This window comes from Arthrobacter sp. K410C, assembly GCF_059090105.1.
In genome coordinates, this window is the sequence record NZ_JBNHFJ010000001.1 from 562,836 (window position 1) to 575,132 (window position 12,297).

8 protein-coding genes are annotated in these 12,297 nt (G+C 67.6%); 2 read left to right on the forward strand and 6 right to left on the reverse strand.

The genetic code is table 11. The annotated features are described in order from the left end of the window. Nucleotides 1-22 precede the first annotated feature (22 nt). From treZ to glmS, 6 genes are all read right to left on the reverse strand, one after another. Complete coding sequence (gene treZ, locus AC5RU7_RS02635) at nt 23-1,792, reverse strand: malto-oligosyltrehalose trehalohydrolase (RefSeq protein ID WP_494050958.1); 1,770 nt, start codon at nt 1,790-1,792, stop codon at nt 23-25. Then, nucleotides 1,789-4,119, reverse strand: coding sequence for a malto-oligosyltrehalose synthase (treY, locus tag AC5RU7_RS02640; RefSeq protein ID WP_494050959.1), 2,331 nt, complete (start codon nt 4,117-4,119; stop codon nt 1,789-1,791). Before treY ends, treZ begins: the two co-directional genes overlap by 4 nt. After that, nucleotides 4,116-6,371 (reverse strand): glycogen debranching protein GlgX, encoded by a 2,256-nt coding sequence (glgX, locus tag AC5RU7_RS02645; RefSeq protein ID WP_494050960.1) that lies wholly within the window; start codon nt 6,369-6,371, stop codon nt 4,116-4,118. The genes treY and glgX overlap by 4 nt, the downstream gene beginning before the upstream one ends. A 64-nt stretch (nt 6,372-6,435) precedes the next feature. Beyond that, a complete protein-coding gene (locus AC5RU7_RS02650; RefSeq protein WP_494050961.1) occupies nt 6,436-8,028 on the reverse strand; it encodes an NAD(P)H-hydrate dehydratase in 1,593 nt (530 codons plus the stop codon). A gap of 30 nt (nt 8,029-8,058) precedes the next feature. After that, nucleotides 8,059-8,406: a holo-ACP synthase gene (locus tag AC5RU7_RS02655; RefSeq protein ID WP_479771618.1), complete on the reverse strand. Its 348-nt coding sequence runs from the start codon at nt 8,404-8,406 to the stop codon at nt 8,059-8,061. A 4-nt stretch (nt 8,407-8,410) separates the two neighbouring features. Then, entirely contained in the window at nt 8,411-10,303 is a 1,893-nt protein-coding gene (gene glmS, locus AC5RU7_RS02660; RefSeq protein ID WP_494050962.1) for a glutamine--fructose-6-phosphate transaminase (isomerizing), read from the reverse strand. A 109-nt stretch (nt 10,304-10,412) separates the two neighbouring features. Here glmS and coaA point away from each other — a divergent pair, with 109 nt between their 5' ends. Continuing rightward, the gene (gene coaA, locus AC5RU7_RS02665) at nt 10,413-11,408 is read left to right on the forward strand and encodes a type I pantothenate kinase (protein ID WP_494050963.1); all 996 of its coding nucleotides are present in this window, start codon (nt 10,413-10,415) and stop codon (nt 11,406-11,408) included. A 5-nt stretch (nt 11,409-11,413) separates the two neighbouring features. After that, complete coding sequence (locus AC5RU7_RS02670) at nt 11,414-12,280, forward strand: M15 family metallopeptidase (protein WP_494050964.1); 867 nt, start codon at nt 11,414-11,416, stop codon at nt 12,278-12,280. The last annotated feature ends 17 nt before the right edge of the window (nt 12,281-12,297 follow it).

Sequence of the window (12,297 nt, forward strand, 5' to 3'; positions counted from 1 at the left end):
CGGCGCCGCTTCAGTCCGACAGTCAGGATTTGAGGATTGCTGCGCTCCACGGCGCCAGGGCAAGGGACTCGCCCTCCAGTCCGGTTCCCTCGTCCGTGGCCAGCAGCACGGAGCCGGCGGCCCCGTCCAGCCGTGCTTTTGCGTCCGAGAAGTTGATCAGCACCTCGACGCTGCCGCGGCGGAACCGCAGCCAGCGCTCGTCGTCGTCGAACGTCACGTCCGTTTCGGTGAACCCCAGCCCGGCCAGCTCGGTGTGCTGGCGGCGCAGCGCGGTCAGCTGCCGGTACAAGTCCAGCAGCCGCGCGTGGTCGCCGGTGGCAGCCTCGTCCCAGTCCAGCTTGGACCGGCGGAAGGTTTCCGGGTCCTGTGGATCGGGCACGACGGTGGGATCCCACCCCATGCGCTCAAACTCCTTGATGCGCCCTTCCGCGGTGGCCTTACCGAGCTCGGGTTCGGGGTGCGACGTGAAGAACTGCCACGGCGTGGAGGCACCCCATTCCTCCCCCATGAACAACATGGGGGTGAACGGTGACGTGAGCGTGAGCACCGCAGCCACGGCGAGCTGCCCATAGGACAGCGACTGCGAGAGCCTGTCCCCCGTGGCCCGGTTGCCGATCTGGTCGTGGTTCTGGTTGCAGACCACCAGCGCCGCAGGGTGCACCAGTGCGGTGCTGATGGGCCGGCCGTGGTGCCGTCCGCGGAAGCTGGAGTAGCTTCCGTCATGCAGGAACCCGTCCTTCAGCACTTTGGCGAGCACGGCCAGGGAGTCAAAGTCGGAGTAGTACCCGGTGGTTTCGCCGCTGACGTTGACGTGGACCGCATGGTGGAAGTCGTCGCTCCACTGCCCCGCCAGCCCGTAGCCGTTGACATCCCGGGGGTAGAGCAGGCGCGGATTGTTCAGGTCCGATTCCGCGATGAGCGTCTTGGGCAGCCCCGTTTCCCCGGCCACGGCATCACCCAAGGCACCCAGGTCCTCCAGGAGGTGCACGGCGCGCTCGTCCCGGAAGGCGTGCACGGCATCCAGGCGGAGCCCGTCCACGTGGTAGTCCCGCAGCCAGAGGGCAGCGTTGTCCAGGATGTATTCACGCACCACGTCCGAGCCGGCGCCGTCCAGGTTCAGGGAGTCGCCCCACGTGTTGGCGTCCCCCTGCTTGAGGTAGGGGCCGAACTTGGGCAGGTAGTTGCCGCTGGGTCCGAGGTGGTTGTAGACCACGTCCTGGATGACGCCGAGCCCGGCGGCGTGGGCCGCGTCGACGAACCGCTGGTACGCCGCCGGCCCGCCGTAGCCCTCATGGACGGTGTACCACTGGACACCGTCGTAGCCCCAGTTGTGGGTTCCGTTGAACCCGTTGACGGGCAGCAGTTCCACGTAGTCGATGCCCAGTCCGGCCAGGTAGTCCAGCTTTTCCGCCGCGGCGTCCAGGGTCCCGGCAGGCGTGAAGGTGCCAACGTGGAGTTCGTAGATCACCGAGCCCTTCAGGTCCTTGCCGCGCCAGCCGGAGTCCTGCCAGGCGTAGGCTGCGGGATTGAACGTCCTGGACAGTTCGTGGACGCCCGACGGAAGCCGGCGGGACCGGGGGTCGGGCAGGGGCTTGCTATTCCCGTCCAGCAGGTAGCCGTAGTCCACGTCGCCCTGCGCTGGGGCGCTGGGGGCGGTCCACCAGCCTTCCGAGCCGGGCGCCGTGTCCTTCTTCTGCATCGGGTACTGCCGGCCATCAGCCAGCAGGACCACGGACGCGGCGTCCGGCGCCCATACATCGAAGCGTTCGGGACCGTCATTGACGAGGGTCATGCGTTCTCTCCATCCACCGGAACCAGCAAAGCCACGGGGTAGGTACCCAGGACATCCGCCACCAAAACGGGTCCCGGCCCGAAGGCGGCGCCGGTCAGTTCGTCACGCATAGGCGCGGGGAGTTCGACGGCGGTGTCCCGCCAACCGCCGCCGGCTTCCAGTCCCGCGGGGAGCCGGGTGGCCAGCGTCACCGCTCCGGGCGATGTTTCCGAGGTGCCGCGGGAGAACGCCAGCAGGTGTCCGGCTGCGGCGCCGGAAGCAGTAACCGGCGTGTAGCCCTGGAACAGTTCCGGCCGGTCCCGGCGCAGGCGGAGTGCCCGCGACGTGGCCAGGAGCTTGCTGGTTTCCGTCCCGGCCTCCGGCAACGTCCCGGCGTCGAGCTTCTCCAGCTCGGCGGCCCGGAGTCCGAAGTCCACCGGCCGACGGTTGTCCGGGTCCGTCAAGGACCGTTCCCAGAACTCGCTGCCTTGGTAGACGTCCGGCACACCCGGCATGGTGAGCTGGACCAGTTTGGCCGACACCGAGTTGGAGGCGGCATAGGCGTCAATCCGTGCCACGAACTCCTCCACGGCCTTGTTGACCCGGGGGTTGTCGAACGCCGCGTCCACCGCAGCCTTCACTGCGGCCTCGAAGTCCTCGTTGGGCTCTGTCCACTTGGTGGAGTTGCCGGCCTCGCGGGCGGCCTTCGACGCATAGCCCTGGAGCCGTTCCCGGCTGGCGGGCCAGGCCCCGACGATGGCCTGCCACAGCAGGTTCTCGTACGGGCCGTCCGGGACCGGCGCCAGCTCCCGAAGGGTCTTCAGCGTGGCGGTCCACTCCTGCGGGAGTTCGGCGATCACGGAGATCCTGGCCCGTGCATCCTCGCTGCGCTTGGTGTCGTGGGTGGACATGGTGGTCATGGACAGCGGCAGGTCCTCCTGCCGGCGGCGCATCCGGTGGTGGAACTCGTCGGGGGTGACCGCGAATTCAGTGGGTTCGGCACCCACCTCGGTCAGGGTTCCCAGCCGGGTGTAGCGGTAGAACGCAGTGTCCTCCACGCCCTTGGCCATCACCATGCCGGAGGTCTGCTGGAACCGGACAGCAATCGGGTTGGAGGGGTCCAGCAGCAGCGGCAGGAGGGTTCCCACGGCAACGGCGAGGTCCGGCCGGTGTTCGGCTGCGGACTCGCACGCTTCCTTGAGGACCTCGGCGCCGGTGGGCAAGTAGGTGCGGTAGACCGGGAAGGCGGCGATGATCTCGGCGATCGCGTCCGCCGCCTGTTCCAGGGCGAGGCCGTAGGATTCCGGCACAAGCCGGGCCAGGCGGAGGACCTCGGACCGCAGGATCCCGTCCGCGATCATGCGTTTGGTGCCGCGGATCATCTCCGCATAGTCCGCCGGCCCGGACGTCCCGCGCAGTTCCGCGTCCAGCGAGTCCAGGGCCGCCTGGCCAGCGGGGTCCACGAACACGCGGTCCACGTCCGCCAGGGCATCATAGCCGGTGGTTCCCTCGCAGGCGAAGTCGCCGGGCAGGACCTCGCCCGGCTCCAGGATCTTTTCCACCAGGACATAGGCCCCGCCGGTGAGGTCCTTCAGCCAGCGGAGGTACCCGGCCGGATCGGCCAGACCGTCCGGGTGGTCCACTCGGAGTCCGTCCACCAGCCCCTCTCGGAACCAGCGACCCACTTCGGCATGTGCTTCCTCGAAGACCTTGGGGTCCTCCACCCGGATGCCCGCCAGGGTGGTGACGGCAAAGAAGCGGCGGTAGTTGAGCTCGGCATCGGCGCGGCGCCAGCCCATCAGCTCGTAGTGCTGGCGGCTGTGGACCTCCTGCGGGGAGTCACCGTCCCTGTAGGTGCCCGGAGCCAGCGGGAAGCGGTGGTCGTAGTAGCGGAGCTCGCCGTCCACCACTTCGAGCTTGTCCACGTCCTCATCCGACCCCAGCATGGGCAGCCGGATCTTGCCGCCGCCGAGGTCCCAGTCGACGTCGAAGGCTTCGGCGTAGGGTGAGCCGCGGCCCTCCCGGAGCAGCGACCACCACCAGGGGTTCTGCGGCGGTGAAGCCACTCCCACGTGGTTGGGGACGATGTCCACCAGGACGCCCATGCCGTGCTCGCGGGCTGCCTTGGACAGCGCCAGCAGTCCTTCCGGGCCGCCGCGGGCGGGGTCGACGGCGGAGGGGTCGGTCACGTCGTAGCCGTGGTCCGAGCCCTGTTCCGCGGTGAGGATGGGTGAGAGGTACACCCAGTCCACCCCCAGCGCTTTCAGGAAGGGGACTTGTTCGGCGGCATCAAACAGCGTGAAACTGCTGCGGATCTGCAGCCGGTACGTGGATGCGGGTGCCCTCACTTTTTCCCAGCCTTCCGCTCCCCCACCTTGGTGGTCTTTCCGGGTTCCGCCACCACGGGGGTGCTGATGGTCTCCGTCTCGCTGCTGGACGTCTGCGTGAGCGCGGCCAGCGAAGCTGCAACAGAGTGGTCCGGCTCGACTTCCTCAACAGTGTGGGCGCGCAGGACCACCAGGGACTTGGCCTCAACCGGCAACGGCTGCCCGGCGGAAACCGGTTCAGTGTCGGCGTTCTGCCCGGCAGTGTCAATGATGACGTCCCAGGCCGGTGCGTACTCGTCTGAAGGCAGCGTGAACTTGACGGTGTCATCGTGGGCATTGAAGAACATCAGGAAGCTCACATCGGTGATCCTGCGACCCCGGGTGTCCTTGCCCTGGATGCCGTCCCCGTTCAGAAAGACGCCCACGGAGCGGCCGAACCCGCTGTCCCAAGCTTCGGGTTTCATTGTCTCGCCGGACGGGTCCAGCCAGACGATGTCCGGCAGCCGTTCGCCTTCTCCCCGCAAGACAGGGCGTCCGTCGAAGAACCGGCTGCGGCGGAAGGTGGGATGCTTGGCGCGGAGCGCGTTGACGGCGGCGGTGAACTCGATCAGCGGCTGGTCGATGCTGTCCCAGTTGATCCACGTCAATTCGGAGTCCTGACAGTACCCATTGTTATTGCCTTGCTGGGTGCGGCCCAACTCGTCACCGTGCAGGAGCATGGGCACGCCCTGGGACAAGAGCAGCGAGGCGATGAAGTTCCGCTGCTGGCGGGCCCGGAGCGCCAGCACCTTTGGATCGTCCGTGGGACCTTCGACACCGCAGTTCCAGGACCGGTTGTGGGACTCGCCGTCGTTGTTGCCCTCGCCGTTGGCCTCGTTGTGCTTCTCGTTGTAGGACACCAGGTCCGCCAGGGTGAAGCCGTCGTGTGCGGTGACGAAGTTGATAGAGGCCACGGGACGGCGGCCGGAGTGCTCGTAGAGATCCGCCGAGCCGGTGATGCGGGAGGCGAACTCACCCAGGGTGGCGGGCTCGCCGCGCCAGAAGTCGCGGACGGTGTCCCGGTACTTGCCGTTCCATTCGGTCCACTGCGGCGGGAAGTTGCCCACTTGGTAGCCGCCGGGGCCGACGTCCCACGGCTCGGCAATGAGCTTGACCTGGGAAACTACCGGATCCTGCTGGATGAGTTCGAAGAACGTGGACAGCTTGTCCACGTCATAGAATTCACGGGCCAGCGTGGAGGCGAGGTCGAAGCGGAAGCCGTCCACGTGCATTTCGGTGACCCAGTATCGCAGCGAGTCCATGATGAGCTGCAGCGAGTGCGGGTGCCGGACGTTCAGGGAATTGCCGGTGCCCGTGTAGTCCATGTAATGCTTTTCGTCGCCCTCCATCAGCCGGTAGTAGGCGGCGTTGTCGATGCCCTTGAAGGACAGCGTGGGGCCCAGGTGGTTGCCTTCGGCGGTGTGGTTGTAGACCACGTCAAGGATGACTTCGATGCCCGCCTTGTGCAATGAGCGGACCATGGCCTTGAAGTCCTGGACCTGCATGCCGGTATCGCCGGTGGAGCTGTAGGTGTTCTGGGGAGCGAAGAAGCCGATGGTGTTGTAGCCCCAGTAGTTGTTCAGGCCCTTGTCCTCAAGGGTTCCGTCATTGACGAACTGGTGCACGGGCATGAGCTCGATGGCGGTGACGCCGAGCTTCTGCAAGTGGGCGATGACGGCGGGATGCGCCACGCCGGCGTAGGTTCCACGCTGTTCCTCGGGCACGTCCGGGTGTAGCTGGGTGAGGCCCTTGACGTGGGCCTCGTAGATGACGGACTGGTGGTAGGGGATGCGCAACTGCTGGTCGCCCTCCCAGTCAAAGAACGGGTTAATGACGACGCCCATCATCATGTGCTTGGCTGAGTCAGCGTCGTTGACGGAGTCGGGCTCGCCCAGGTTGTAGGTGAACAGCGCGGGATCCCAGTCGATCTGGCCGTGGATGGCCTTGGCGTAGGGGTCCAGCAGGAGCTTATTCGGGTTGAACCGGTTGCCCGAGGCGGGATCGTAGGTCCCGTGCACCCGGTAGCCGTACTTCTGGCCGGGCTGGATCTGCGGGATGTAGCAGTGCCACACGTAGCCGTCCACTTCGTCCAGCGCGATGCGGGTTTCCTTGCCGTCATCGTCAAAGAGGCACAGTTCCACTTTTTCTGCTCGTTCGCTGAACAGGGCGAAGTTGGTGCCGGTGCCGTTGTAGGTGGCGCCGAGCGGATAAGCCGATCCAGGCCAGACTTCCATAATGCTCCTCATCGTTGGTCGGCAGCGGTACAAAACCGCCCCCAGCTGCCGGTGCGAACTATGCTTACCGTAGCTGGTGGCTGTGACTTTTACGTTTCAGGCCACCCGGATTGCTAAGCATGCTGACTTTACCCCAGACGCCGGGAATTGCGCTTGCGATTACGCCAGCAGTGATCGGACCTCCCGAATTGGCGTCCGACGCCGCCCTCCCGGCCTTGCCGTGCAGCGCTGCTCCCAGCGCGGCGATGGCAGCCCACCGGGCGGGCTCATCTGCGCCAAGGTAAGTGAAGCGTCCGACGCCGGGACCCGCCTGGGCGAGCAGCGCACCGATGACGCCGGCCAGGACGTCACCGCTGCCGGCGGTGGCGAGCCACGGCGTGCCGTCCGCCTGGCTGTAGACGTCACCCGAAGGTGCGGCCACCAGGGTGGTGGCGCCTTTCAGCAGGACCGTGGCACCGGTCCGTGCGGCCGCGCGGCGGGCGGCGTCCAGCGTTGCCCCCTCCACGGCGGCACGGTCTTCGGTCCCGCCCAGGCGCTGCAGCAGCGTGGCGAGCTCGCCCGCGTGCGGGGTGAGGACCACGTGCGGGGCAAGCCTGTCGGGAAGGGCAGGCAGGGCGCCGGCGTCGGCCACCGTGGGGAGCCCGGAGTCAACGGCGTCCCCGGCCCGCGCCAGCTGGTCATGGTCGTCGGGGCCCATCCCGGAACCCACCAGCCAAGCCTGCACGCGGTTGTCTGCCACGGAGCCGGTGCTGCACACCACTTCCGGGCAAGACTGGCGCACCAGGTCCGCCATCTCGGGCGGGCCCAGGTACCGCACCATCCCCACGCCTGCGGCAAGCGCGCCACGGCAGGCCAGGACGGCGGCCCCCGGGTAGGTTGTGGATCCCGCCACCACACCCAGGACGCCGCGCGAGTATTTGTGGGCGCGGCGGTCGGGCTCCGGCAGGAGTTCGGCGATGTCCTGCGCTTCCAGCCTGCGTACGGACGGGCGGGGAAAGTTGTCCTCGATACCGATGGGCACCACGTGGACCCAGCCGGCATAGTCTGCACCGGGGTCGGCCAGCAGCCCGCTCTTGGCGGCTCCGAAGGTGACGGTCAGGTCGGCCGCCAGGACGGGTTCCACCGCCGCGCCGGTATCGGCGTCCACCCCGCTGGGCAGGTCGCAGGCCACCACGAATCCGTGCCCGGCCTGCCGGCGGGCCCCGGTTATGGCCTTGACGAATGCGGCCGCACTCCCCCGCAGCCCGCCCTTGGCTCCCGTTCCCAGGATCGCGTCGATGACGACGTCGGCCCGTGCGGCTTCGGCCGCCAGCTCACCGGGTACGGCGGCGGCGAGGTCATGGGCGCGTCCGCCAGCGCGCTCAAAGGCAGCCAGAGCCTGCGGGTGGCCCGCACCCGAGGTGAGGACCGCCGTCGTACGCATTCCGCGGGCGGCGAGGAAGGAAGCGGCGTAGAGCCCGTCACCGCCGTTGTTGCCCTTGCCGGCCAGCACTACGAGGCGCGCGCCGTAAATGCGGCGGCCGCGGGTACGGAGTTCGGTGATGACGGCGTTGGCCAGCCCGTGGGCGGCGCGCTGCATCAGGACGTCGCCCAGTCCGGCCGCGAGGAGGGGTTCCTCGGCGGCCCGGACCTGCGTTCCGGTGAAGGCGCTGATCATCCGGTCACCTGGGGCCGGCCCGGGGCAGGATCAGCCCTCGGCCAGAACAGTAGCGGTGGCTATCCCGCCGTCGTGGCTGATGGAAAGGTGCCAGCGCTTGACGCCCTTGGCCTCGGCGACGGCCAGCACGGTGCCTTTGACCTGGACGGTGGGCCCGTTGTGGTCCAGGCCGATCCAGCAGTCCTGCCAGTTCATGCCGGCGGGCGCACCCAGGACCTTGGCCACGGCTTCCTTGGCGGCGAACCGGGCGGCCAGGGACCGGATGTTCAGTTCCCGCTCTGCAGGGACGAACAAACGGTCCCGAAGTCCCGGTGTGCGCTCCAGCTGCCGGCCGAACCGATCAATGTCAACGACGTCTACCCCAATGCCTACGATCATGGCACTACTCTACGGTGACGCTCTTGGCGAGGTTGCGGGGCTGGTCCACGTCGTAGCCCTTGGCGGCGGCGAGTTCCGCGGCGAAGATCTGCAGCGGGACGGTGGTCAGCAGCGGCATCAGCAGCGTGGGGGTCTCGGGGACGTAGAAGACGTGCTCGGCGTAGGCCTTGACCGCTTCGTCGCCTTCCTCGGCGATGACCAGGGTGCGGGCGCCGCGGGCGCGGACTTCCTGGATGTTGGAGACCACCTTGGCGTGCAGCGAGTCCCGGCCGCGCGGGGACGGGACCACCACGAACACCGGCTGGCCTTCATCGATCAGCGCGATCGGGCCGTGCTTGAGCTCACCGGCGGCAAAGCCCTCGGCGTGGATGTACGCGATTTCCTTGAGCTTCAGCGCACCCTCCAGCGCCACCGGGTAGCCCACGTGCCGGCCCAGGAACAGGACGGACTTCTCGTTGGCCATGCTCCGGGCAAGTTCACGCAGCGGTCCGGCGTTGTCCAGGATTTTCTGGATCTTCGCCGGGATCTTGTTCAGGTCCGCAAGGACGTCCTTGATCTGGCCGGAGAAGATGTTCCCGCGCAGCTGCGCCAGGTACATCCCCAGCAGGTACGCGGCCGTGATCTGGGCCAGGAACGCCTTGGTCGAAGCCACCGCGATCTCCGGGCCGGCGTGCGTGTACAGCACCGCGTCGGACTCGCGCGGGATGGTGGAGCCGTTGGTGTTGCAAATGGAAATGGTCTTCGCGCCCTGTTCCCGGGCGTAGCGGACAGCCATCAGCGTGTCCATGGTCTCCCCCGACTGGCTGATGGACACCACCAGGGTGTTCTCATCCAGGATCGGGTCGCGGTAACGGAACTCGTGCGCCAGCTCCACCTCGGTGGGGATCCGGCACCAGTTCTCAATCGCGTACTTCGCCACCGTGCCCGCGTACGCGGCGGTGCCGCAGGCCAGCACGATGATCTTGTTGACCTGCTTCAGGCGTTCAACGTCGATCCGCAGCTCGTCCAGGGTCAACTTGCCGTTGATGTCAGACCGGCCCAGCAGGGTCTGCGCCACGGCGTCGGGCTGGTCATGAATTTCCTTCTCCATGAAGGAGCTGAAGCCGCCCTTTTCAGCCGAGGCCGGGTCCCAGTCCACGTGGTATTCCTTGCCCGCGGCCGGGTTGCCGTAAAAGTCCGTGATCTCCACCGTGTCCGCGGTGATGGTGACAATCTGGTCCTGGCCCAGCTCCACCGCCCGGCGGGTGTAGTCGATGAACCCGGACACGTCAGAGCCCAGGAAGTTCTCCCCCTCGCCCAAACCGACCACCAAAGGTGAGTTGCGGCGCGCCGCCACCACCACGTCGGGCTGGTCAGCGTGCACGGCCAGGAGGGTGAACGCGCCCTCAAGGCGCTGGCAGGCCAGCTCCATGGCCCGGGTCAGGCCGCCGTCGGACGTGTCCCCGCCCAGCTTGTTCCGGAAAATGTCCGCCAGCAGCGCGGCAGCCACCTCGGTGTCCGTCTCGGAGAGGAACTCCACGCCCTTGTCCAGCAGCTCCAGCTTCAACTCGGCGAAGTTCTCGATGATGCCGTTGTGGATCACGGCGAGCTTGCCGCCGTCGGCCAGGTGCGGGTGCGCGTTCCGGTCCGTCGGGCCGCCGTGCGTAGCCCAGCGGGTGTGGCCGATCCCGGTCACGGTCTCCGGCAGCGGCCGGGCCTCCAGCTCGGCCACCAGGTTGCTCAGCTTCCCGGACTTCTTCCGCGCCTCGATGCTGCCCTTGGACACCACCGCCACCCCGGCAGAGTCGTAGCCCCGGTACTCCAGGCGGCGCAGCCCCTCCAGGACAACATCCAACGCACTGTGACCGGCAATTACCCCGTCAACCGGACGGCCCACATATCCCACGATTCCACACATACGCTAAAGACTATCGGCTGGGAGCCGTAGCTTTAAAACGCGAGGCCGAGCCCCGGAGGACTTATATGTTGCAGGCGGGCGGAGCACGGACGGGTGCCCGCATTTCGCTATGTGCCGGGGGCGGGGCAGAATCACTAGCGTGACTTTGCAACGCAACGAGGCGAATGGAGAGGGTGTCTCCCCGTTCGTGGAGCTGGACCGGCAGACCTGGTCCAGGCTGGCAGCACAGATGGAACAGCCTCTTAACGAGGAGGATATTGTCCGTCTGCGCGGCCTGGGCGATCCCCTGGACATGACGGAGATCCGGGAGGTCTTCCTGCCCCTGTCGCGGCTGCTGCACCTGTACGTTGAGGCGGCGGGCCAGCTGCACGCGGCCACCACCACCTTCCTGGGCGAGCAGACCCAGCGCACCCCGTTCGTGATCGGCGTTGCCGGTTCCGTGGCTGTGGGGAAGTCCACTATCGCCCGCGTGCTCCGCGAGATGCTGCGCCGCTGGCCGGGCACGCCCAACGTGGAGCTAATCACCACTGACGGTTTCCTCTATCCCCTGGCTGAGCTCAAGCGCCGCCAGCTGCTGGACCGCAAGGGCTTTCCGGAGTCCTATGACCGGCGGGCACTCCTCCGTTTCGTGAGCGAGATCAAGGGCGGGGCCGAGGAGGTCCGCGCGCCCTGGTACTCGCATGTCACGTACGACATTGTTCCGGGCAAGGAAGTGGTGGTCCGCCGGCCGGACGTCCTGATTGTGGAGGGCCTGAACGTCCTGGCCCCCGCACGGCCCCGGCATGACGGCCGGCAGGGCCTGGCGCTGAGCGACTTCTTTGACTTCTCCATTTATGTGGACGCCAAAACGTCCTACATCGAGGAGTGGTATGTGGACCGGTTCCGGAAACTGCGGAGCACGGCGTTCGCGCAGCCGGAATCCTACTTCCACCGCTACGCCAGCCTGTCCGACGAGGAAGCGGAGACCACCGCCCGGGAGATCTGGAAGCGCATCAACGAGCCCAACCTGGAGGAGAACGTCCTGCCCACCCGCGGCCGGGCGCAGCTGGTGCTCACCAAAGAGGCTGACCACACGGTCCGACGCATGCTGCTGCGGAAGGTGTAGCACAGGTGTGCCACGACTGCTCCGGCTCACCCTTTTCCAGCCGCCGAAGCTTCACGCGTTTCCTGGCGGCAGGCGCCGGACTGACTGTCCTGACGGCCTGCACGCCGGAGGCACCCCCGGCGGCCGCGCCGTCGTCGGCCCCTCCTTTAGCGTCCCCCTCCCCCGTTGCTTCCACCGCCTCGGCCACCCCGACGGCGGAGGCCGCCGCGGCGCCTCCCGCAGCTCCTGAAGCCGCCCCTTCGCCGTCGCCCTCCGCCGCACTGCCGCGGCAGTTCTCCCTGACAGACCCGGCGAGCCCGTGGGTGATCGTCAACAAGCGCCGGCCGCTGGTGCCGGCGGCGTACGCGCCCGCCGACCTGGTGCGCCCCGCCGTCGCGATGACCGTGTCCGGTGAGGCTGCCCTGCTGAACAGCACGACGGCGGCAGCGGCCGAGGCGATGTTCTCGGCGGCCGGGAGGGACGGCGTGTCGATGGTGCTGGCGAGCGGCTACCGGTCGTATGCCACCCAGGTGGCCACGTACAACAGCTATGTGGCGGCGCGGGGCCAGGCCGACGCCGACACCGCCAGCGCGCGCCCGGGCTATTCGGAGCACCAGACCGGGTGGGCGTTCGACATTGCCGACGGCAACGGAGCCTGCGGGTTCCAGCCGTGCTTCAGGGACCAGCCCGCGGCGGTGTGGGCGAAGGCGAACGGGCACCGGTTCGGGTTCGTGGTGCGGTACCCGTGGATGTTCCACCCCATCACGGGGTACTACTACGAGCCGTGGCACCTGCGGTACATAGGCGTCGAGGCGGCTACAGACATGGCGGCCCGGGGCATCTTCACGCTGGAGGAGTACTTCGGCGTGGAAGCGGCACCGGGGTACCTGTAGATCCATGTATTACCGTG